Here is a 23,546-nt window from a genome sequence, read left to right as displayed (position 1 = left end):
ATCCGTCAGGTCGCTCGGATAAGACTTAAGCATCTTCTCAATCCGCAAGAACTACATTTCTATCCTCGTACCAGCATTCAGCAACAAACCTTCAACTCAATATTTATTTAGAAACAAGCTCTTAGGTTGGTTAATAGATCGCCAAAACCGAAAAGTTTACTTTTATCGCCCTAATCGAGAACTAGAAGTTTTAGATAACCCTGAAAGCGTAAGCGGTGAGCCAGAATTACCAGGATTAATGCTGCAAATGGCGAAAATCTGGTAACTCTAGTTAGTCCACTTTCTCTAATTGGGCAATTCTAGGATCGATAATCTTTTTTTGGTTCAGGTTAGGAAATGCGATCGCTAATGATACTTTGTTCCCAGAGCCGAGAATGTGAGTAATTTCGCCAATGCCAAATGTTTTGTGTAAAATGCGATCGCCTACTTGCCAGTTTTGCACGCCAACAGAGGTACTACGCGATTCTCCCGTTGAGGTGCTGCGCGATTTAGCAGCGAAACTATTACTTACAACTCTTGTTTGCTTACCAGAAGTTAGTAGTTCTTTCGGTAATTCTCCTAAAAATTGGGAAGCAATGGCAGGTTCGCGGGAACCATATAAGCGACGTTCGCGGGCATAAGAAATATATAATCTTTCTTGGGCGCGGGTTATCCCTACATAGCACAAGCGACGTTCTTCTTCTAAAGATGCTGGATCGTCTAAAGAACGGAAGTTAGGAAATAACCCTTGTTCTAGTCCTACCAAAAATACTACAGGAAATTCTAACCCTTTAGAAGCGTGTAAAGTTAGCAAAGAAACGGCTGTTTGTCCTTCTTTTAAATTATCCAAATCTGAAGTCAACGCAGTGCTAGCTAAGAAAGAACCTAAAGTTGCATCTTCGTGTTCTTCCTCAAATTGCAGTACAGCGTTATAAAGTTCTTGAACGTTAGCAACACGCTCTAAACTTTCATCAGTTCCTTGAGTTTGTAAGTCTTTAACATAATTTGAATCTTCTAATACTCCTTGGACAATTTGTGCAGGCGAAACTGTATCTAATTGTTCTTGCCAATAGCGAATTATTTGGGCAAAACTATTGACACCTTTTGCCGAACGTCCAGCTAAAGTATTTACAGAAGTTTCATCGCTTAGTATTTCCCACAATGGTAGGCTTAATTCCTGAGAAGCTTTAACTAAGTTATCGATAGTAGCTTTACCAATACCACGCCTGGGGGTATTAATTACTCTCAGCAAACTAACTGTATCTGCTGGATTTGCGATCGCTCTTAAGTATGCTATTACATCTTTAATTTCTTTGCGATCGTAAAACTTCAAACCACCAACAATTGTATAAGGTATGCCTCGCCTTACTAGCAATTCTTCAAACGGACGCGATTGAGCATTAGTACGATACAAAATTGCAAAACTTCCCCAATGCATTTCTGGGTGCTTGCTTTCTAGATTGCGAATTTGATTGACGACAAAATCTGCTTCAGCAATTTCATCTTCAGCTTTATATAGATAAATTTGTTCTCCCGCTCCTCGTGTCGGCTTCAGAACTTTATCAATTCGCTGACTATTATTAGAAATTAACTCGTTAGCTGCTTCTAAAATATTTTCTCTAGAACGATAGTTCTCTTCTAGTTTTACCATCGTGCGCGTATCTTCATCGGGCAAATTATCGCCAAAGTTTTCTTGAAACTCTAGCAAAATAGTAAAATCTGCCATCCGAAAACTATAAATGGATTGGTCAGCATCGCCTACTACAAATATCGATCTATTGCGCCAATCCCACTCATTTTTTCTAGTTTCGCCATTAGTTGCTAATAGCCTAATTAGATCGTATTGAATCCTATTAGTATCTTGATATTCATCTACTAAAATATGTCTAAACTTATTATGCCAATAACCTAATACTTGCTCGTTTTGCTCGAATAATTTTACTGGAACTAAAATCAAATCGTCGAAATCTAAAGCATTATTTGCTGCTAATCTATCTTGGTAATGGTTATAAACTTCAGCAATCACTCTACCGCGATAATTAGGCTGTTCGCGCTCAAAATCTTGAGGCGATATTCCCTGATTTTTAGCATTACTTATCGCATAGCGCACCGAACGCGGTTCAAACTTTTTGTCATCTAAGTTTAGTTGCTTAGTAACAATTTCCTTAACTAGACTTTGAGCATCCGATTCATCAAAAATAGAAAAGTTACGATTCCACTTACGTCCTTTTTCATCTTGATACTTATCAATATCGAATCGCAAAATCCGCGAAAAAAGACTATGAAAAGTACCAACCCAGAGTTCTTTAATATATTCCTTATAAACGTGCGATCGCAAATGAGTTTGTTCGTGTGCGGCTAATTTCTCAAACGGCTTACCATATCTAGAAACAGCTACCTGTTCGGCAAACAACTTTTGCATCCGCTCTTTCATTTCCCGCGCTGCTTTGTTTGTAAACGTAACAGCTAGGATATTTTCAGGATGTACGCGGTGCTTTAAAATCAAATTAGAAATGCGATAAGTAAGCGCTCTAGTCTTACCAGAACCCGCGCCAGCAACCACTAACAAAGGACCACAAAAATGTTCCACAGCTTGGCGTTGACTAGAATTAAGATGGCTAAGAAAATCAGTAGTTGTAGTCATGGTATGTAAAATAGCGATGTAGTTCTTAATTACGAATTAAAGTTAGGCTGGGTGAAAGTAGAAAGCTGCGCCCAAAACTACATAAGTTGCAAGTAATAAAGTACCTTCAAGCCAATTAGAACGCCCATCTAGACTAATAAGATTAGCAAGCGCAACTGCAACTGCAACAGCTACTACCTCAAAAGGATTGAAATTTAGATCCATCGGTTGAGCGATCGCCACTCCAACTAAGACTAATATAGGAGCTACCAGCAGCGCTACTAATAGACTAGATCCCATCGCCACAGAAACCGATAGATCCATATTATTTTTAATCGCCACGCTGACAGCAGTAACATATTCAGCAGCACCGCCAACCAAAGGTAAAAGAATCACGCCTGTAAATAGTGGAGTCAAACCTAGTCCTTTAGTTGCTTCCTCGACAACGCCGACAAAAATTTCTGATTCAAAAGCAACGGCTACTGTAGCAGCTAGCAAAACTCCAATCCACAAGAATAGATTTGGCTTATGAGGTATTGAGGTATTTGGTGCTTCCTCTTCCAATTCTACCAAGCCTACTTCATAAAGGTAGCTGTGAGTTTTCAAGGAAAATAGCAGCGTCAAAGCATAAACAACAATTAGCACTACCGCAACTGTAATCGAGAGATTGCGAATCGCCTGATTATCAACGCCATTTGATGTATATATCACCATCGTCGGTAAAAGAATCGCCGTAACAGCCAAAGTCATCGACGAACCATTTACCCGCGCCACAATCGGCTGAAATTCCTGTTCTTTGTAGCGTATCCCGCCTAGAGTCATAGAAAGCCCCATCACCAGCAATAAGTTACTGATAATGGTTCCAGTAATACTTGCTTTAACAATGTCCACTAAGCCTGCTCTGAGGGCAACTAAGGCGATAATTAGCTCAGTAGCATTACCAAATACCGCATTTAACAGCGCACCGATAGAAGAACCCGCAACAACAGCTACTTCTTCCGTCGCCGTACTTAACCAGATAGCTAAAGGAACAATAGCTATCCCAGAAGTAATAAACACTGTTAGCGTACCCCAGTGCAGATACTCTGCAGCAATCGAAATCGGGATGAAAATGAGTAAACCAATAGACAGAATTTTTCTAATTGACATACAACTGTATCACTATATATAGCTACACCTTTAGAAGATGCTTAACTAACCAAATATACTTTTTAGCCAGAATACTGTAGCAATTCCCAGCACAAACCACAGTACAACAACAATAATTGCCGCAGTCCAATTAGTTGGCTTACCCTCAGCCATCGCTGTTGCAGCTTTTTCGCGACAATCTTGTAAAACTTGAGGAGGAATCATCTTAATTACTAAAGCAATTCCTAAAGGAACCAAAATTAGGTCGTCAAGATAGCCAATTACAGGAATAACATCAGGAATTAAATCGATAGGGCTAAAAGCATAGGCAACTACTACCCCAGCTAATAATCTGGCATACCAAGGTACTCTAGGATCTTTGCAAGCAATGTAAATAGCGTAAGTTTCTTGCTGGAGTTTTTTTAGCTGTTGTCGCCATGTCTGCATAGTACCTCTGAAACAGTGACCAGTGACCAGTAACCAGTGACCAGTTAAGAAATACTGGCTAGCCAGTGTTAATTGTCTAACCTATTAACTATCTCATCATCAGGAGTTATTAAGTATCAGCTACAAGGGCAAGAGTATTTTTGATTGAACAGCGACTAGGTATGCACTTTTCTCTTTTACCTGGTCACTGGTCACTGCTATAACTGGTCACTGTTAATTACGCTCGATTATCCCATTCTTGGGCAGCATCGGCGATCGCTTGGTCTACTGTTTTTTCCCCTAACATTGCTGCTTGGAGGTTTTCGTAAACAGCTTTTTGCAAAACGTTAACATTCTTCATTGCTGGTACTAACACTTCTGCTTGTGGTAGTTCACCAGCACTAATTACCCTAGCTTTGACTAACGAATCAGTGTTACTAGCATCTTTGAAATAGCTATCTGACAGCGCTTGTACAGTAGAAGGTAAGACATTAGCTGCTTTAGCAAAAGATAGCTGATTTTGGTTGTTGGTGACAAATAAAGCAAACTTTAAGGCATTATCTGGTTGTTCGGTGTCGCGGGGAATAATTAGATTCATCACGGCGACGTTTTTCTTACCCGTATCGCCAGTAATTTGCGGTGCTACAGCAGAAACTTTAGCAATTGCTGGGGCATTTTTTGCGATCGTTTTTAGAAACTCACCACCTGAAGCTAGCATCGCTGTCTCGCCCGATTGATACATTTCTACCGCGTGTCTGTGTCCTTGAGTTAAAGCTTCGCGCGGTAACAATCCATCTTTATATAAATTAACCCAGTAGGCAAAAGCTGCCTTACCTTGCGGTGTATTAAATGCTGCTTTACCTTGGTCGTCTACTAAATTTACTCCCATTTGCACCATAGACTCCAGCACCTCAGCAGAATCTTCAGGTACGAATGTAGTAAATAAAGCATACTTACCAGTTTTGTCTTTAATTTGTTTGGCTGCTTGGGCTAACTCAGTATAATTTGCTGGCGGCTTACTTATGCCCGCTTGCTGCAAGAGGTCGTTATTATAAATAGTCAAGCGTGTAGTTAAATACCAAGGAATACCGAAACTTTTGCCATTAAGGGTACTAGCTTTCCAGATATTAGGTAAATAAGTTGACAGCACATCTGCGGGAACTTTCGTATCCAAGTCAAGCCAAGCATTGCGAGTTGCTAGTTGCGAAGCAAAGTCAGGATTGAGGTTAACTACATCGGGGGCTGTCTTTGCTGCTACAGATGTCAAGATTTTACTTTCCATTGCCGACCAAGGTACATCGACCCAGTTAATTTTGATACCAGGATTTTCTGCTTCAAAAGTACCAATTAATTTTTGAAAATAGTCGGTAAATTCTGGCTGCAACTGCATTGTCCAAAATTCTAGCGGTTGGTTGCTATTGCCTGGCTGCTGAGTTTGCGTACTGACATTACTGGTGCTACAGCTAACAACCCAACTTAACACTAATCCCAGTAAGGCAAAAATTCCTACTTTATTCCACTTTTTAAACTGTCTTAGTAGTGTTGACATTTGCTATAACTTATGAATTGATTGAGGCAGAATCGATCGCTTATGGCTACATCTTTAGTAGCAGACATTAGTATAAATATCTCCTCTAGTCTACTTATCACCTTATATTGGCAAAACAGTGGTTAATCGCTTAAAAAGTATATTATCAAAACGTAAAGTTGGGGTAGGAATCGAAATTGCACCGGAAAGAATTAACGTAGCTCAATTGCAAAAGCAACGCCAGGGGTTCAAACTTGCAGCTTTATCCTCGTTTCCCGTTCCTGAAGGAATTTTCCAAGACGGACAGATTATTGACTCGCCAGCTTTGGCAGAATTAATTCAATCAGCATTAGCTGAAAGTAAAATTAAAGCGCAAAAAGTGGCTACTGCCGTACCTGGAAGAGAATCTTTAGTCCGTTTGATTCCTTTACCCGCCGAACTCGACGAACAAGAACTGCGGGACATGGTACTCAACCACGAAGCAGGTTTATATTTACCATATCCTAGAGAAGAAGCTGACGTTGATTATCAAAAATTAGGCTATTTCGTTGATGAAGACGGGATAGAAAAAGTACAGGTACTATTAGTTGCTACCCGTAAAGAAATTACCGATACTTACATGGATACATTCCAACAAGCAGGGTTGGAAGTAGATGTTTTAGAAATCAGTAGTTTTGCCTTAATTCGCACCATCCGCGAACAATTGCGTCAGCTAGCACCTCAAGAAGCAGCGGTACTCGTTGATATTGAGTTTGATAACACAGAGATTGCTATTATCGTCGATGGAGTGCCACAATTTTCTCGCACCGTACCTATCGGCACTTATCAATTGCAAGCCGCGTTATTAAGAACAATGAACTTACCTGCAACTAGAGATACACGGATGCTGCAAACCATTGCTATCCCCAGCGTAGACGAGGATGATATGGGCAGCAGTAGCGTCACAGACACTAATCCAGGTATTGCCTCTTTGGTGAGAGTTTTGGGAGAATTAACCGATGAACTGCGGCGTTCTGTAGACTTTTATCTCAATCAAAATAGCAACTTAGAAATAGCCCAAATCATGCTAGCAGGACCAGGCGGCGGAATTAGCCAGCTAGATGAGTTCTTCAGGCACAAGCTAGGCGTACCAACCGTACAATTAGACCCTGTTTCAGCTTTAGATATCCAAGTAAACGAAGAACAATTTAATTATTCACAAAGACCAGGACTAGGGATTGTCTTGGGTTTAGGACTTAGAGAGGCATGGGGCGATGTATAGTTTAGATATTAATTTTATTAAAGGGCGATCGCAACCAAAAGCCGACCAAACAACTCGCGCTAGCAGAAGAACAACTTTTGTCGCTAGCGATATGACTCCCATTTATGTAGGATTGGGAGCAGGGCTAGCATCGCTAGCTTTGGTACTAGCAGGATGGGGCATTTTGTCCGCCCAAAATTCAGGACTAGAAACAGAAGTCGCCAAGCTAGACCAGGAATTGGCAGCATTGGGGATTCAAGAGCAGCAAATTCAACAAATTCAGGCAGAAGTTACCCAAATTAAAACCCAAAACCAAGCCTTAGCTACAGTATTCAACGAGATTAGACCTTGGTCGGCAATTTTACAAGATATTCGCGATCGCATTCCAGCTAATGCCGTCCAAATTGAGAATATCCAGCAAGTAACTGCGGCTGCAACTCCCGCACCTGCGGCATCGCCTCCACCCCAAGGACAGCAAGCCGCCGCTCCAGTTGCACCACCTGCTAACGGCATCGAAATTATTGGCAATGCTCGGACATTCAATGATGTCAATGACTTTTTACTTAGCCTCAAGCAATCATCTTTCCTCAAGCCAGAAGATACTAAACTTGTCTCTGCAGAGTTAGTTAACAATTCTTCAGGTGGACAGAATCCCACGCCGCCACTGGTAAAATATACAATTTCTTCAACTTTTACCGATGCAGGAGCAACAGAACTGTTAAGAGAATTGGAGCGGAAGGGTACATTAGGTTTAGTGACGAGAATTCGCACGCTGCAACAAAGAGGACTAATCCAACAATGACGTTTAGTGACGACTTTATTACCGTTGGCGAAGGACAAGAGCTACAAGAATCTGCCCCTAGCTATCCCAGTTTATTTGGCATCAAACTAACCCCCCAAATTAGCGGTATCTTAATTGCTCTGGGACTAGGAGCCTTAGCCTTGTATGTATTAACTACATACGTGATGCCAGTTTGGCAAAGATATGGAGAACTATCTACAAGCCGCACCGAGAAGCAAGGACAAATTGCTCAAAAGCAAGCTGTACTTCAGCAAGGTGAAAAATTAAAAACTGAGTTAGTACAGGCAAAACAACAACAGACAGAGATTTTAGGTTTATTTGCCAACGAAAAGACTTTAGATACACTACTGCTAGACCTCAACCGTTTAGTTGAGTCAGGAAATGCTACGCAGTCAAATGGAGTAATAGCGCGGTTGCAGCGCTTTGTACCCCAAAATCAGAGTAACGCTGAAGTTGTTAATGATAGTTCTTATGGAGCCGCCGTTAATGGCAAACTCAAACGGCGCATAGTAAATGTTGAATTTACAGGCAACTACGAACAAACTCAGTCTATCCTCCGCAATATGGAGCGCTTGCAACCGCTTTTGATTGTCAAAGACTATAAATCAACTTTGACTCAAAATCCTAGTTCGCAGCCTGGATTTGTACCGCTACCAACGATTTCGACATCTTTCCAATTGCAAGCTTTGATTCCAGCTAATGCAGAAGAAGTGGCAGCCGCAGCCAAAGCAGCCGCAACGCCTCCTAAATAAGCAATTAGACTGAATAAATAAACCTCAAACAGCTATTTTTAAGCAATTAAATAAAGCTGCTTGTTACTAAATATAAGAACTTGTACTGTATATTAATGTTGGGTTGCAAATGCAGTACAACTTCTCTATGACTGTAACTAAGTAAATTAAAATCTAGATATCTACATAGGATAAAATATTCAGTTATCTGTCCCCGTATATCTACGTATTTAAAATCACCTGAAGTTTAGATATGAGTGAAGTTCTCAGTAAATTTTCGCTTGTCTGCAAGATACAGGTAGAGATAAGTTTTTTGTTGAAGCCTAAGAACTTTAAGTCTACTTTAAAATTTTGATGATAAGGACAGTAAAAAAGCTTTGTCTTTGCCAATCTAAATCTCAAAAATATACCAAACTTGGGCGAACTAATATATAAAGAAAATCCTAAATTTGGTAGCTAATTTGTGCTTCCAAGTAAGTATCGTTATTCAATATAAAAGTGTAATACTGTGAAAAATATTCTAAACAATAGTAGTGGATTCGTAGCTGGAGCGGCAGTAGTTTTGATAGCTGCTCAACCTGCAAGCGCTCAATCTGCAAAAGTCACATCTGTAAAAGTTAATCAAACAAATAATGGGTTGAATTTGGTGCTGGAAACATCGGGCGGCAAGCGTCCGCAAGTGTTTACTAGCAGACAAGGAAATACATTTATCGCCGATATTATTAATACGCAATTGCAGCTACCCCAAGGCAAGACATTTCGGCAAGAAAATCCAGCACCAGGTGTAGCCATAGTTGCAGTTAACCAGCTAGATGCAAATAGTATTCGCGTATTAGTTACAGGTAGTAAAGGCGCTCCTAACGGTCAAATAAGCGATCGCACTGCCAAAGGACTAACCCTCAGTTTAAGCCCAGGAGGACCAGTAGCCGCAACTCCTCCCCAGAATCGCGCCCCATTACCGCAAGTATCAGCACCACCTGCTGCAATTGACAGCAAGCGCCCCACAACCACAGCACAAACGCCACCAGGAAGAGTATTAGTTCCCAACCCCAACGTGACAATTGATGGCGCTCCCGTACCTAGTTCTACGCCGCCTTTGTTGCCAAGAGCAGTTGCTCCTCCAGTAGGAGATATCTCTGTCTCTAACACTGACTCTTCGCCATCACAAATTGACTTGGGAACCGAAGAGCGCGTACCGCGTTTGGTACTGCGCGAAGCTCCAGCTAGAGAAGTATTAGCCCTATTAGCACGCGCTGCAGGACTCAACCTCGCTTTTTCCGCCGCTCAGACTCCAGGACAACAGCAAGATCAAGGTACTACGCCCAACGCCCCAGGTGCAGAAGGACCGAGGATTTCCCTAGATATTGAAAACGAATCCGTTCAAGACGTATTTAACTACGTTCTGCGCCTCAGTGGATTGCAAGCAAACCGCCAAGGACGCACGATTTTTGTAGGTACAAGACTGCCCAACCAAGCGCGAGATGTAGTAGTTCGCAGCCTCAGACTCAATCAGGTGACTGTAGGAGTAGCACTGAACTTTTTAGTCGGTATGGGTGCAGAAAGCGCTGTAAGTAGAGAAAGAACCATTACGAGCGTCAACGCCGTACCTGTAGGCGGTTCAGCAACTCCAGCTACTCAAACTCAGACCAGTACAGAAACGAGAATCGAATTGCAGAGGGTAGAGTTTCAAGACTCAGTTCCCCTGCTCAGAGGCTTGCAAGCTCTAGGAGACGAGCGAACAAATTCAGTAACTTTAATCGGTACTCCTAAACAGCTTGAACTAGCTACTTCTCAACTGATTCAGCTTGACTCTCGCCGTCGTCAAGTAGCAATGAACGTCAAAATTGTAGACGTGAACTTACAAGCTACTGAAGACTTCAACACTAGCTTTTCATTTGGGATTGGCGATAACTTCTTCTCCAGTACCAGTGGTTTGTTAAATATTGATACTAGCGTAGCTGAATCGTCAATTCCCAGAAGGTTTATTTCTTCATTACAAGCTCAAGTTCTTAACGGCAATGCTAAAGTTTTAACCGATCCTACCCTAATCGTTCAAGAGGGTCAGCAGGCTAACGTTAATTTGACTCAGGAAGTCGTAGGAGAAATACGAACAACTTTTGTTGACACTGAGGGTAGTAGTAGACAGGAGCAAAATATTGACAAAGCAAATGTAGGTTTAACTGTTAATATCCGAATAGAAAGAATAGATGACAATGGTTTTGTTGCTTTATCAGTAGCGCCTATTGTGCGCGCGCCTCAAGGAGAATTTGAAACAACGAATGGGGATAGATTTACGTTAATATCAGAGCGATCGCTTAACTCTGGACTAATTCGCCTGAGAGACAACCAAACATTAATTTTGTCAGGAATTATTCAAGACTCCGATCGCACTAACGTAAGCAAAGTCCCGATTCTAGGCGACTTACCTCTGATAGGTGCATTATTTAGAAGTACAAGAAGAGAAAATGTGCGTCAAGAGGTAATTGTCTTACTAACACCGCAAATTCTTGACGATTCAGAGCGATCTAATAGTAGTGTCAACTACACGCCAGGGACAGATGCACGTCAGTTGCTAGAACGCAGCCGCAGCCGACAACAACAAATTCCTGGTAATACTCCTGGAAATCCGTAAAGTAACTGAGAGGGGGAAAGCAGTCTTTCCCCTTTTTTATTTGCAACCTAAGCTTTCTTTTGTCGCTATACCTGTAACTGGATTAGTCCCTGTAGCGCGATCGCACAATAAAGCTACTTGATAGCGATCTATTAATGCATCGCTAAAATCAGCGCCCGTAATATCGGCATCATAAAGCCGAGAACGAGTTAATATCGCCTCTTGGAAAATAGCATTCTTCAAGTTGGCATTATCTAGCGTTACGCGATCTACCAAAGCGCCAGTAAGATTCGCGCCTTCTAAATTTGCGCCTAATAAAACGCCTTTAGTCAAAATTGCATTAGTCATATCTGCGCCTTGAAAGTTCGCCCCGCGCATTTCGGCTGCGACAAACGATCCACCAACTAAGTTAGCGTGGGAAAAGTCGCGGTTTTCTAAATTCGTACTACCGTAGTTGATTGTATTATCTTGAGCTAAAGCTGGCTTCGGTGTTATCAGTATCCAAAACGCCGCTAAGATTAAAGCTACTAGCAAACTGAGTAAGCGCATAATTATGTGCCGCGAGGGCGAAATTGCACTTATTGAATTAATTTTGTGATAATGGCGGGAGTCTTTAATCGATCTCATTTGCATAATTAAAACTTCAATCTAGCCTATCTTAGTTCGAGCTTAGAGGAGTTTGTTCGCTCCAATCTTTACCCACACGAATTGTTAGTTGCGAGTTTAGGTCGCCAGTAGAAGCATATTCCATCTTGCCTAAACCTAATACTTTTTGTAAATCTGCCGCTGCTTGAAAGTCTCCGCGCTGAACGATAATTTCTGTCTGTCTTTGTACGTCTTGCCAATCAGAGATAACAGATACCTTTTCTAAACCTTGCTGTTTGAGTTTACGTACAACGCGATCGCTCAAATTCGGCTCTCCCGAAGCATTTTGAACGGCAATTGTCAAGCTAGCAAGCGATCGCACTTTCGGCGTACCTACAGCCGGATTTACGCCAAAGTAATTGCTCATCACTCGATCTTGTCCGCCAGGATCTAGCCAATAACTGCTAGGATCTCGACTTAAAGCGCTAAGATTGCCAGGTAAAATAACCATTTGCAAATTTTGTGGGTCTATTGCTGCACCAAAATTTGCTAGCACTAGCATTTCTTCTGGGCTTAAATTAGTGTCAACATATTTTTGCATAATCCCCACTAGCTGAGGCAAATGCGCGATAATAGCTGGATTAGTCAAGCGATCGCGTACTGATTCAATTAACAATTGCTGCCTTTGCACTCGTCCTAAATCGCCAGATTCCTTGTCTTGAAACCTAGCAAACTGCGCTGCGCGATCGCCATCTAATGTTTGCCATCCAGCTTGCAGGTCTATTTCTAGCTTCTGCGTGCTGTCTTGGTAAGCCATCTCTTGCGGCACGAATATTTCTATACCATCTAATACATTAACTAATTCTCTAAGTCCGTCATTTGTAATGCGGACGTAGCGATCGATAGGCACATTATTTAAGCTCTTACTTACTACCCGCGTAGCTAAAGCTGGACCGCCATTAGTATTAGCTAGAGAGATTTTTTCTAAGCCGACTTCAGGGATAACTACCATACTATCGCGGGGAATTGATAGTACCTTAATGGACTGATTGTCAGGATTTAGTCGCAATAGCAGCATAGTGTCGCTAGTAGCTGCATAATTGCCTAAGCTGCCCATGACTAAAATATGCACAGGTCTAGATAATTGGAGAGAATTAGCGATCGCCCCGTCAACTTTACTATCCTTATTAAGAAAGTCTGATAACTGCTTGCCATCAGTAGATGCGCGATCGCTCCAAATTGGGGTTAGCAGTGCTACATTCGCTCCCAACAACACGCATAAGGTAATCAAACAGGTCCAAGACAGCAAAGGATTTTTGCGCCAAAGTATTAATGCCTGATAGCGCAATCCAGCCAAACTCCATTTTGCAGTGCTAAGACTGCGCTTGCCATCTAGACGCGACCATTTTTTTGCTCTTTGAACTCCCTTAACCACAGCAATTGTCCCCAAAATAAGCCCACACTAAAGGTATGGTAATCCAAGCTGCTAATATTGCCACTGGGAAGTAAACTATTCTTGCAAAACGTGGCTTCAACTTAACTTATGAGTAACTCTTTGATACCTGTAATTCTAGCTGGTGGGAAAGGCGAACGCTTTTGGCCCCTCAGTCGCAAGCATCGCCCGAAACAATTTTTAAGCTTAGATGGTAGTGGCAAAAGTTTATTGCAAGCAACAGCCGATCGCTTGTTACCTTTAGCTGGCGGTTGGGACAAATTATGGGTAGTTACTTCTAGTCAGTTAGCCTCTGGAGTGCAAGCACAATTACCGGACTTGCCAGCAGCAAACATCCTTGCAGAGCCAGAAGGAAGAGACACCGCGCCTGCTGTGGCTTGGACTACCTTAGAAATTGCCCAACGCTACGGCAAAGAGGCTATAGTCGGCTTTTTTCCTGCCGATCCTTGGATTGACGAGGAGCAGAGTTTTCAACAAACTTTGCAAGCTGCTACCGAACTTGCAGCCAAAGAACAAGCGATCGTTACTTTAGGCGTAAAACCTAGCTATCCATCTACAGGCTACGGCTACATCGAACAAGGCGAACAAGCTGGATTTGTCAATGGCGTGCTGGCTTATCGCGTCAATCGCTTTACCGAAAAGCCCGATCGCCAAACAGCCGAATCGTTCATTTCTACCGGACAATTTAGCTGGAATAGCGGGATGTTCATTTTTAAAGCTGGTGTAGTATTGCAAGAACTCAACACCTATGCACCAGAAATGATGGCACTACTAGAAGCTCAAGGCGCTGCGGCTTATTCTCAATTAGCTAAAATCAGCATTGACTACGCATTAATGGAGAAAACAAAGTTAGCCTATGTATTGCCCGTAGACTTTGGTTGGGACGATTTGGGCGATTGGAATGCGATCGAGCGGTTGTTAAAAACAGACGGAGCTAATGTAGAAGTTGCCAATCACGTATGTTTAGATACCACAGGTTCGCTATTGTACGCAGATGACGAGCAGGAGGTCATAGTTACCATCGGTTTAGAAGATGTTGTTGTAGTGCGCGATCGCAACGTTACCCTGATTGTCAAAAAAGACCGCACTCAAGAAATTAAACAGGTACTCAAAATGCTGCAAGATAACCCCAAATTCACCGATCTTTTATAAACCAGCACAAAAGTTAACCCTTGGCAGAGGCAAGCGATCGCTAATTTAAGCTAAAACCTAAAAGAGCGCGATCGCGCCTACCTCCCCTACTCCCCGAACTACCTGTGTTTTTAACTCAAACTACTTCTCGCCAGCGCGAAATCCTCGAAGTTTTCCTCCGCAACGGCTGGGATTATATGCGGAGAATCTTAACTGGTGGCAAAGCTGATGAGCCGCAGTTGCCTACGCCAGCCGTTTTACGCAATATATTGGTAGATTTGGGACCTGTCTATGTCAAACTCGGTCAACTATTAAGTACGCGCCCAGATTTATTGCCTAGTTCTTATATTGAAGAACTATCAACTTTGCAGGACGAAGTACCGCCTGTTCCTTGGTCAGAAGTTGAAGTTTTTATCCGCAAACAGTTAAAAAAATCGCTAGATGAAACATTCGCTTCTATCGATCCGGTTCCTGTAGCGGCTGGTTCTATTGCCCAAACTCACCACGCTATTTTAGTCGATGGGCGGGAAGTTGCTGTCAAAGTGCAACGCCCTGGAATTGATGCTACTGTTGCTCAAGATATCTCTTTGATTCGTGGTGTTGCCGATTTAGTAGCTCGTACTGAATTCGGTCAATCTTATGAAGTAGATTCTTTGGCAGAAGAATTTGCTACAGCTTTGCTAGCAGAATTAGATTTTACTCGCGAAGCTAGCTTTACCGACCAGTTGCGGCAAAATTTGAGCAATAGCCGTTGGTTTGATTCTGACAAGTTGGTTGTAGCGGAAATTAACTGGGATTTAACTACAGAAAAAATTATGGTAATGCAGTGGCTAAATGGCTTACCGCTGCTGTCAGCTAAACTTAATAGCGAGTTAAACGGACAAAATTCTAGTCAGGAACGCGGTGAAATTACATCTTTACTGTTTCGCGCCTTTTTCCAACAGGTATATATAGATGGATTTTTTCACGCCGATCCGCATCCAGGCAACTTATTTTATCTCAAAGATGGTCGCGTCGCTTTGTTAGACTGCGGTATGGTAGGGCGATTAGATCCGCGCACTCAACAGATTTTAACTGAGATGTTGCTAGCGATCGTCGATTTAGATGCCCAAAGGTGCAGCCAATTAACTTTGCAATTAGCTGATTCTGCTCAACCTGTGATTCTATCGCGGTTGGAAAATGATTACGATCGGATGTTGCGGAAGTATTACAATTTGAGTCTTTCGCAAATCAATTTTAGTCAGGTATTCTACGAGGTTCTGCAAGTTGCTCGCAATAACAAAATTCGCTTGCCTAGCAATTTAGGTCTGTATGCCAAAACTTTAGCTAATTTAGAAGGTGTAACTCGTAAATTCAACCCTGAAGTTAATTTACTTGATGAAATTAAGCCTTTAATTACTGACTTATTTAGAAGACAATTATTTGGTAATAATCCACTACAATCGCTGTTAAGAACTGCACTAGATATTAAGAGTTTGTCGTTGCAGTCGCCTCGTCATATCGAGTTGTTATTAGATCGCGTTACTTCGGAAACTTTACAGTGGAATTTATCTTTACGCGGTTTTGATGGGTTGCGCCGTACTGTAGATGATTCTGCTAATCGCCTTTCTTTTAGTATTTTAGTTGGTTCAATGATTATGGGCGCAGCAATTATCTCTAGCAAAGCTCAAACTAGCGAGTTGTCTTGGATAAGTAGTATTCTTTTTGCATTCGCTAGCTTATTGGGGTTATGGCTGATTTTTAGTACGCTGCGTTCTGGACGTTTGCGCTAAAGTTAAAGATTGCCAAGCAGTCGCGTTTTGTTTGGCAATTTAATAAATACTTTCATATAAATAAGCAGGTTTTATCTAAAGAATAGTTATTAAAAACTAACTTGAATTGCTTATAATATTTGAGCGGAGATGAATATATGCGATCGCAATATGATTTTGAGATTATTTCCAGTTAAAAATTTTGACCAAGCCAACAACTGGGTACAGGATATGAATGTATTTATGTGTGGGCAAGAACTTAATAGAAAAACTATAATATTCGCAGCAAGCGGTTGAATTTAATGTAATCTCAGCTAAAAGAGCTTAACACAATTAGAAAATATTAGAATAAAGGATTTTTAGCCTGTATTTATTGATGAGTCAGCAATTTATTCGCTACGAATGTACGCTTTATAGTTATTGAGTTGCTTTACTTAAGACTAATAGTACCTATACAGGAATTGAGAAATAGTTTTTAATAATTAACTTAAAATAGATTTTACTCAACTGCAATCTGTTTGGTGGTAGTTCGGTTAGTCGATCTTCAGGTGAGGAGAAGTAGTGAAACGACAGCAAATATGTAAAAGGTTATGCCTAGCTAGTACCTTAGTTGTATTAGTAACTCAGCCTGCTTGGGCTAGTGAAGCAGTTAACAACAATAGCAATATTGCCAGTAAACCCCAAAGCCTAAAATTTAAGCGCCGCAAGCCCGTAGCGCCAGTAAAGCAATTCGATGCAGATTTAGTCGCCCTTCTCAAAGCAAGTATTAATCCTTCCGCTAATGCCAAGCAGCGCCAGCAAAAACCAAAAAGAACTACGTTTACTGCCCAAAAGCGATCGCCAGCACCAAAGGCTCCGCAAAACTCGCCTGCGCCTGCAACTCCTGCAAAGCCTACGTCCAATAACGCAGCGGATATCCCTCCCAAAAGAACTCCACCACCTAGCAGACTTAATCCAAATCCAAATCCCTTGCAATTCCCTACCTTACCGCAAGAAGTACGAATTGAAGCAATTGATGCTATTAGCTTAGAACAAGCATTAGAACTAGCGCGGCGCAACAATCGTCAATTGCAAGTAGCACTGCTAACTTTAGAACGCAGTCAGGCGAATTTGCGCGAAGCTCAAGCTGCTGAATATCCTAACCTGAGCGTCCAAGCAGGGCTAAATAGTCGCGGTAGCGATTTATTGAGCGATTCTGGCAATAATACAAATAGCAATGCGGGCAATGGTCAGATATCTGAATTACTCAATCAACTGAACGGTCAAGGTGGTGGTAGTTCTACCGCTTTAAGTGGGACTGTAGAACTTAGTTATAATCTCTACACTGCAGGCGCAAGAACAGCCCGAATTAGGGGTGCAGAAGAACAGTTACGCTTTGACCAGCTAGATTACGAACGTATATCTGAGCAATTGCGCTTGGATGTCTCTAATGATTATTACGACCTGCAAGATGCAGACGAACAGGTAAGAATCAATCGGGCGGCGGTAACGAATGCTGAAGCGAGTTTACGCGATGCTCAAGCTTTAGAACAAGCGGGGGTAGGGACTCGGTTTGCTGTTTTGCAATTTCAAGTTCAGCTAGCCAATGCCAATCAAAATTTAACTAATTCTTTAAGCCAGCAGCAAATAGCCCGCCGCCAATTAGCCAATCGCCTCAGTATTGCTCAGTCAGCGAACGTTGTTGCTGCAGATGCAGTAGAAATAGCAGGGTTATGGAACTTATCGGTGGAGGAAAGTATTATTCAAGCTTTTCAAAACCGCGCCGAACTCCAGCAACAGCTAGCAAGGCGCAATATTGCCGAGCAAAACCGCCGCATTGCTCTAGCAGACAATAGACCAACAGTTGCTCTAACCACTAACTACAACATCAGCGATACTTTCAACGACGAGCAGAGTTTTGGTGACGATTATTCGTTAGGTGCTAACGTGCGCTGGAATTTATACGATGGGGGAGCAGCAAGAGCCAGAGCCAGAGCAGAGGAAGCCAATATTGCGATCGCCGAAACTAATTTTGCCGATACTCGCAATCAAGTCAGGTTTGAGGTAGAACAGGCTTACTCAAATTTGCAATCAAATTTAGCCAATATTCAAACTGCTTCTGTAGCGTTAGAACAAGCTAGGGAAGCTTTACGTTTGGCAAGGCTAAGATTCCAAGCTGGTGTAGGCACTCAAACTGATGTCATTAGTGCTGAAAACGATCTCACCGAAGCTGAAGGCAACCGAGTCAGCGCCATCCTAGACTACAACCGAGCTTTAGCTAACTTGCAACGAGCCATTAGTACAGGTCAACCGCGTTGATAACAGACAGGGGAGAGGAGATCCCCCTGTCCTCTTGTAATTACGAATTACGAATTACTAAAATTCCCCTTCTCAGGGTTTATACGGAGATTTTTTCGGTTTTTATACAAATTTTTTATATATTAGTTGCAATTACCTGGAAGATTCTTTATGATTTTTTTATAAATTTACAATTACGTTACATAATCTTCATGGAACAAATAGTTTATGACATAAATATTCTTTATAAATATAGATAGGTAAAATTTCTCACCAATAAAATACTAATTTACCTAAAATGCTCATCACTGCTAGATTTTAGAAAATGATTAGGCGATCGCATCGATTTCTGACCTAAGATATATGTATTGTTTTGCAAAGAAAAGTACAATCGTGTTGCTAGCCCTTAACTCATGCGATCGCCGAATGCAAGTGATAAAACCAATGCTAGTAAAGGAATGCAGCAAATAAAGGTAGTAAAGCTGGGGGTTAAAGCTAAATCTGGACTAACTTCATAGTTCAGCAGAAATACGTAGATGTTGTTGATACTGACTTATGAAAATTGCTCTAGTCCACGATTATTTAACTCAGCCAGGAGGGGCAGAGCGAGTTTTTGAACTGCTTTGTAAGCATTATCCTGATGCCGATATCTTTACCTCTATCTACGATCCAGATAACAGCATCGATTTAGAGGAGCGTACGGTTAAGACAACGGTACTGCAAAACATACCCCAAGCAGCAAAATATTTTCGGCTGTTAGCGCCTTTTTACTTTCCAGCGTTTCGCGCTTTAGACTTGCAAGACTACGACTTAATTATCAGCAGCACTACCAGTTTTGCCAAAGCGGTACGCAAAAATCCTCAAGCCAAACATATTTGTTTTTGCCACAACGTCACCAGATTTTTGTGGGATACGAAGACATATCTAAGAGAATATGGCGACTATCGCTATTTTGCGCCGCTAATAGAAAGTGTTTTCCAAGCTATGCGGAAAGTAGATTTGCAGTACGCCCAAGGTCCCGATTTTTATATTGCTAACTCAAGTACCGTAGCGCGACGGATTCAAGAAAATTACGGCAAGCAAGCAATCACAATCAACTACCCAATTGATACTAGCAACTTTGAATTTTCCGATCGCAAGCAAGACTACTATCTAGCATCAGCGCGGCTAATTAGCTACAAGCGGATTGATGTAATTGTGGAAGCTTTTAATTGGTTAGGACTGCCACTATATATTATTGGCAACGGACCGGAAAGAGAGCGTTTAGAAGCCAAAGCATTGAGTAACATTCACTTTTTAGGACACGTCAGCGACAGCGAACGCACCGAATTGATGGCGAAAGCTCGTTCTGTAGTTGTCGCCGCCCTAGAGGATTACGGTTTAGTACCGATAGAAGCAAACGCTAGTGGTACTCCAGTAATTGCTTATGGTGCAGGAGGCGTATTAGACACGCAAATTCCCGGCAAAACTGGCGTATTCTTCAAAAGACAAGCACCAGATGCTATTCAATCAGCCTTGCTAAATGCTCGTGAAATTGACTGGAACTATCACGATATTCGCCATCATGCGATCGCTAATTTTTCCGAGCAAGCATTCTTTAGCAAAGTTGACCGAGTAATTTCGGAAGTATGTAGTTTAGCTGCTTTGTAAATATAATAGTTGATTCGCAAATAGGGAGCGCAAATTATGGTAAGAGGAATTGAAAATAATCCTAACGTAGCAAATGAAACTGAGCCAGGGTATGGGCAGCTATTTGCAGTTTTAAGTCGCCGTCGTTATTGGTTATTAGGTGTATTGGGCGGAGTATTAACTATCGCTACTGCTTTGACTTTGACAGCCGAACCTACATTCCAAAGTACAATGCAAATCTTGATAGAAGCAAACTATCAAGGCAGAAAAGATATTCAACCTGGTGCAGACTCAGAATTTACTGATGCCAATGTAGAAATAGATTATGCAACTCAAATCAACGTGATGCGTAGCACTCTATTGCTGCAAAGAGCAGTAGACTTGCTCAAGCCTGAGTATCCAGATATGACTGTCAAAGAACTAAAACAAACTTTAGTTTTAACTCCCTTAGTAGAAGAAAATAGCAATACAAAATACACCAAGATTGTCGAAGCTAACTATGTCAGCAACGACCCAGTTAAAACGCAAAAAGTTCTGCAAACTATTTATCAAGTCTATCAATCTTATAACCGAGAGCAGCAAGAGCAAAGGCTGAAAAAAGGCTTGAAATTTATCAACGAGCAAATTCCTGGAGTTCGCAATCAAGTTGCCCAGTCAGAAGCTCAACTAGAGAAATTTCGCACAAATCAAAACTTAATTGACCCAGAACAACAAGCTGCAGCAATCAATAACTCGCTCAATGCAGTAGTACAGCAGCGGCAAGTCCTCCGCGCTCAGTTCCAAGATACAGAAGCACGTTACCGCGTATTGCAACAACAAGTAGGTAGCACGCCACAAGTAGCATTGTCATCATCGCGCCTCAGTCAATCGCCGCGCTATCAATCGTTGCTCAACGAACTGCAAAGAACAGACTTGCTGTTAGCAGCAAGAAGAGGCACGTTTACAGATGCCGACCCAGGCGTGCAAAAGTTAATCGAACTGAGGCAAAGCCAACAGGCACTATTGCAAGCAGAACAGGCGCGAGTAGTGGGGGCAAATGTAGCTCAAGCTAATGCCGCAGGTGACTTGCTCTCGCAAGGACAAAGAGGTGGTCTCGATCTCAACATCACAGCCCAACTTGCGGAAGTACAAACAAGTTTAAGCGCTCTCCAAGCTCAAGATGTTAGTTTGGCAAAAACAGAACAAGGCTTGCGTAGTCAGCTTAACCGCTTCCCCAAGCTGCTAGAAGAGTACAATCGCTTGCTACCAATAGTGCAAATCAACCGCGAGAAATTGCAACAACTATTGCGGGCGCAACAGGAATTGAGCCTAGAGATTGCTAGAGGCGGCTTTGAATGGCAAGCTTTAGAACAACCTGTACTAGGATTGCAAGTAGGTCCAAATATTAAGCAAAACTTGCTGCTTGGCTTAGTTGCTGGCTTGATGTTAGGAGGCGTTGCAGCGTTTCTGCGCGAAGCTACAGACGATGCCGTACATACTTCTGACGAATTGGAAAAACAAGTTTCCATCCCCTTGTTAGGCATGACTCCAGAAATGCCCCAAACCAAAGCTAGCGAACCAGTTGTCAGTTTGCCTTTTGGTAAACCAAATGTCTTAGCACCTTGGACTGTTCAAGTTAGCAATTGGCCCCCTTCGTGGGAGTCGCTGGATTTAATTTATAAAAACATTCAGTTGCTTAATACAGCAGTTGCTTCTTTACAGTCGATTATGGTGACATCGGCGGTTGCTGGGGAAGGTAAATCAACTTTGGCGTTGGGGTTAGCCCTGAGTGCGGCTCGTCTGCACCAAAGAGTATTGCTAATTGATGCTGACTTGCGCCGTCCTAATTTGCATCAAATGTTGAATTTGCCTAATGAAGAAGGACTGTCAACGCTGCTAGCAAGCGATGCGAATGTCCCCAGTAATGCTGGCATTCAGTCATCTGGTTCTTACATTGATATTTTGACTGCTGGACCAATGCCTGCAGATCCCGCTAATTTGCTCAGTTCAGAGCGGATGCGCGAATTAATGGCAAAGTTTGAAGATACTTACGACTTAGTATTGGTAGATGCACCACCTGTGTTAGGAATGGTGGATGCTATTCTTTCAGCATCATTCTGTAGCGGTGTTGTATTAGTATCGCGTATGGGTAAAGTAACGCGCACCGAATTAACTCAAGCTACAGCAATGCTAAGTAAGCTAAATATGATTGGAGTCGTCGCCAATCAAGGGCATGGTGTAAGTCATAGCTACGCCAACTATGGCAAAGAACAGGGCGTTGTTTTACAACAAAGCTGGGGGCAGTAAATATTCAGGCAATTGACTAGGAATATGCGATCGCCTTTAGCAAATCTAGCCTGCAATGAAACTTTTGCAGGCTCTAATTTGCTGTGGAAGTTTAGCTGATAGTTTTGGCTTAAATAATTAAAGAAAATTCTAAGTTACTCACTCATTCCTTAGATAGTTTCTATATACAAATATCTAAGTAATGCTAATAATAATCATTTTAAAGAATCGATGAAGGCGGTACACTTTGATAGCAAAAAAATTATGGATAAGATAAACTGAAAAGAAATGTAAAGAATGCCTAAATAAATATCATAGTTTGTATATTGTGTTGTGAGCTACAGACAATAGAGTTGTTGTATGCTTTGCTCGAAGTACAAATTAAAACCTAACGCTCAAATCAGAATGAAAAGTTTGCTGTTGTAGGAACTAATATCAAAGACTAAGCATCAAACGAAAAAGTGAGAATATAATTTCTCTGAGTCTAAGATGTAATTTTCAGCAGATATTTGTAAAAGCGATCGCAAGATAATGTTAGCAACTAAACCTTCTCATCTACCAACATACGTTCTAGTAAGTAACAAAAAATCAGAACAGCAAAAAATGGGCTGGACATTGAAATGGCGACAGAAACAACTACTGGTAAATAAAGAACCATACGAACAGTCTCAACTACTTGCCGAAGAAAACCAAGAGTGGTTAATAGAGCGTTTAAAACGATCGCCCGTAAAATTAGTACGCATTGATGCTAAATTGCAAAAAGACAATCTAGAAGTATGGGCGCAAGCGTGCGAGCAAGCACAAAAACCATTGTTCCTCCGACTAAATCCAGCCCACCAACAACCAAGCAATCTTTACCCTGGTAGTTGGTTATTAAAAAGGCTATCGGATTTCATTGTCTCAGCTTTACTCCTAACAATATTAAGCCCTGTGTTTTTAGGATTAATGGCTTGGAAAGCATGGCGATTTCCGCAGCAGTCGCTCTTAAATAAGCATTGGTGCGTAGGTAAACGAGGTAAACTATTTCAAGCGTATAAGTTGGCAGCAATAGGCACAAATAATCAATCTTTTGCCGAGCAAATGACTTGTAACTGGCAAAATTTACCGCAGTTACTTAACGTGTTACGTGGAGAAATGACTTTGATAGGTCCGCGTCCTTGGACTTTATCTGATGCTTCAAGGCTAGCTTATTTGGAAGAACAACAACAGCTAAATGCCCTACCAGGAATTACAGGATTACCACAATTAACGGAAAAATTGCTCGATCTAAAAACTGTTAGCCGCACGCATTTAGCATACTTAAATAACTGGTCTTTGGGCAAAGATTTAAAAGTTCTTCTCCAAACAGTGCCGCAACTATTCTCAGGTGTCATCAACTAATTCAATT

Annotated in this window: 16 protein-coding genes and 1 pseudogene; 11 read left to right on the top strand and 6 right to left on the bottom strand. The window is 41.8% G+C overall.

Going from position 1 to position 23,546, the window contains the following annotated elements; genetic code table 11:
- Positions 1-115: 115 nt before the first annotated feature.
- A pseudogene (locus UH38_RS28055) lies at positions 116-265 on the top strand (Uma2 family endonuclease); the annotation flags it as partial.
- A 6-nt stretch (positions 266-271) separates the two neighbouring features.
- Here the strand turns inward: UH38_RS28055 and pcrA are convergent.
- From pcrA to UH38_RS02505, 4 genes are all read right to left on the bottom strand, one after another.
- Complete coding sequence (gene pcrA / locus UH38_RS02520) at positions 272-2,623, bottom strand: DNA helicase PcrA (RefSeq protein WP_045052997.1); 2,352 nt, start codon at positions 2,621-2,623, stop codon at positions 272-274.
- A gap of 42 nt (positions 2,624-2,665) precedes the next feature.
- Positions 2,666-3,751, bottom strand: a complete 1,086-nt coding sequence (gene cax, locus UH38_RS02515) for a calcium/proton exchanger (protein ID WP_045052996.1) — start codon at positions 3,749-3,751, stop codon at positions 2,666-2,668.
- 45 nt (positions 3,752-3,796) lie between these two features.
- The gene (locus UH38_RS02510; protein WP_045052995.1) at positions 3,797-4,177 is read right to left on the bottom strand and encodes a YkvA family protein; all 381 of its coding nucleotides are present in this window, start codon (positions 4,175-4,177) and stop codon (positions 3,797-3,799) included.
- 217 nt (positions 4,178-4,394) lie between these two features.
- On the bottom strand, positions 4,395-5,705 hold the full coding sequence (locus UH38_RS02505; RefSeq protein WP_045052994.1) for an ABC transporter substrate-binding protein: 1,311 nt from the start codon (positions 5,703-5,705) through the stop codon (positions 4,395-4,397).
- 118 nt (positions 5,706-5,823) lie between these two features.
- Here UH38_RS02505 and pilM point away from each other — a divergent pair, with 118 nt between their 5' ends.
- The 4 genes from pilM to UH38_RS02485 all read left to right on the top strand — a co-directional run bounded on the left by pilM (position 5,824) and on the right by UH38_RS02485 (position 11,089).
- Positions 5,824-6,945: a type IV pilus assembly protein PilM gene (gene pilM, locus UH38_RS02500; RefSeq protein WP_045052993.1), complete on the top strand. Its 1,122-nt coding sequence runs from the start codon at positions 5,824-5,826 to the stop codon at positions 6,943-6,945.
- Positions 6,938-7,726 (top strand): PilN domain-containing protein, encoded by a 789-nt coding sequence (locus UH38_RS02495; RefSeq protein ID WP_045052992.1) that lies wholly within the window; start codon positions 6,938-6,940, stop codon positions 7,724-7,726. The genes pilM and UH38_RS02495 overlap by 8 nt, the downstream gene beginning before the upstream one ends.
- The gene (locus UH38_RS02490) at positions 7,723-8,478 is read left to right on the top strand and encodes a hypothetical protein (RefSeq protein ID WP_045052991.1); all 756 of its coding nucleotides are present in this window, start codon (positions 7,723-7,725) and stop codon (positions 8,476-8,478) included. Before UH38_RS02495 ends, UH38_RS02490 begins: the two co-directional genes overlap by 4 nt.
- 487 nt (positions 8,479-8,965) lie before the next feature.
- Positions 8,966-11,089 (top strand): type IV pilus secretin family protein, encoded by a 2,124-nt coding sequence (locus tag UH38_RS02485; RefSeq protein WP_052672222.1) that lies wholly within the window; start codon positions 8,966-8,968, stop codon positions 11,087-11,089.
- A 36-nt stretch (positions 11,090-11,125) separates the two neighbouring features.
- Here the strand turns inward: UH38_RS02485 and UH38_RS02480 are convergent, their stop codons facing one another.
- Positions 11,126-11,617 (bottom strand): pentapeptide repeat-containing protein, encoded by a 492-nt coding sequence (locus UH38_RS02480; protein WP_045052990.1) that lies wholly within the window; start codon positions 11,615-11,617, stop codon positions 11,126-11,128.
- A 109-nt stretch (positions 11,618-11,726) separates the two neighbouring features.
- Positions 11,727-13,088, bottom strand: coding sequence for an LCP family protein (locus tag UH38_RS02475; protein ID WP_200892242.1), 1,362 nt, complete (start codon positions 13,086-13,088; stop codon positions 11,727-11,729).
- 108 nt (positions 13,089-13,196) lie between these two features.
- Here UH38_RS02475 and UH38_RS02470 point away from each other — a divergent pair, with 108 nt between their 5' ends.
- The 6 genes from UH38_RS02470 (at position 13,197) to hepC (ending at position 23,539) form a co-directional block, all read left to right on the top strand.
- Positions 13,197-14,258, top strand: coding sequence for a mannose-1-phosphate guanylyltransferase (locus tag UH38_RS02470; protein WP_045052989.1), 1,062 nt, complete (start codon positions 13,197-13,199; stop codon positions 14,256-14,258).
- 104 nt (positions 14,259-14,362) lie between these two features.
- Positions 14,363-16,009 carry an ABC1 kinase family protein gene (locus UH38_RS02465; RefSeq protein ID WP_045052988.1) on the top strand — a complete coding sequence of 549 codons (1,647 nt, stop codon included), beginning with the start codon at positions 14,363-14,365 and terminating at the stop codon, positions 16,007-16,009.
- Positions 16,010-16,549: 540 nt separating this feature from the next.
- Positions 16,550-18,286, top strand: coding sequence for a TolC family protein (locus UH38_RS02460; RefSeq protein WP_045052987.1), 1,737 nt, complete (start codon positions 16,550-16,552; stop codon positions 18,284-18,286).
- A gap of 534 nt (positions 18,287-18,820) precedes the next feature.
- Positions 18,821-19,915, top strand: a complete 1,095-nt coding sequence (locus UH38_RS02450) for a glycosyltransferase (RefSeq protein ID WP_045052985.1) — start codon at positions 18,821-18,823, stop codon at positions 19,913-19,915.
- 36 nt (positions 19,916-19,951) lie between these two features.
- Positions 19,952-22,180, top strand: coding sequence for a GumC family protein (locus UH38_RS02445; protein ID WP_045052984.1), 2,229 nt, complete (start codon positions 19,952-19,954; stop codon positions 22,178-22,180).
- 510 nt (positions 22,181-22,690) lie between these two features.
- On the top strand, positions 22,691-23,539 hold the full coding sequence (gene hepC, locus UH38_RS02440) for a heterocyst development glycosyltransferase HepC (RefSeq protein WP_045052983.1): 849 nt from the start codon (positions 22,691-22,693) through the stop codon (positions 23,537-23,539).
- The last annotated feature ends 7 nt before the right edge of the window (positions 23,540-23,546 follow it).

This window comes from Aliterella atlantica CENA595 (assembly GCF_000952155.1).
GTDB classification, from domain to species: domain Bacteria; phylum Cyanobacteriota; class Cyanobacteriia; order Cyanobacteriales; family Chroococcidiopsidaceae; genus Aliterella; species Aliterella atlantica.
Note: the sequence above shows the minus strand (reverse complement) of the source record. Positions and strands in the feature narration are given on the sequence as shown.

Excerpts from the sequence above, each read along its gene's own strand:
- UH38_RS02510 (WP_045052995.1), bottom strand. The coding sequence starts at position 4,177 with ATGCAGACATGGCGACAACAGCTAAAAAAACTCCAGCAAGAAACTTAC.
- UH38_RS02450 (WP_045052985.1), top strand. The coding sequence starts at position 18,821 with ATGAAAATTGCTCTAGTCCACGATTATTTAACTCAGCCAGGAGGGGCA.
- UH38_RS02445 (WP_045052984.1), top strand. The coding sequence starts at position 19,952 with ATGGTAAGAGGAATTGAAAATAATCCTAACGTAGCAAATGAAACTGAG.
- UH38_RS02480 (WP_045052990.1), bottom strand. The coding sequence starts at position 11,617 with ATGCGCTTACTCAGTTTGCTAGTAGCTTTAATCTTAGCGGCGTTTTGG.
- pcrA (WP_045052997.1), bottom strand. The coding sequence starts at position 2,623 with ATGACTACAACTACTGATTTTCTTAGCCATCTTAATTCTAGTCAACGC.
- UH38_RS02505 (WP_045052994.1), bottom strand. The coding sequence starts at position 5,705 with ATGTCAACACTACTAAGACAGTTTAAAAAGTGGAATAAAGTAGGAATT.
- UH38_RS02495 (WP_045052992.1), top strand. The coding sequence starts at position 6,938 with ATGTATAGTTTAGATATTAATTTTATTAAAGGGCGATCGCAACCAAAA.
- cax (WP_045052996.1), bottom strand. The coding sequence starts at position 3,751 with ATGTCAATTAGAAAAATTCTGTCTATTGGTTTACTCATTTTCATCCCG.
- UH38_RS02490 (WP_045052991.1), top strand. The coding sequence starts at position 7,723 with ATGACGTTTAGTGACGACTTTATTACCGTTGGCGAAGGACAAGAGCTA.
- hepC (WP_045052983.1), top strand. The coding sequence starts at position 22,691 with ATGTTAGCAACTAAACCTTCTCATCTACCAACATACGTTCTAGTAAGT.
- UH38_RS02470 (WP_045052989.1), top strand. The coding sequence starts at position 13,197 with ATGAGTAACTCTTTGATACCTGTAATTCTAGCTGGTGGGAAAGGCGAA.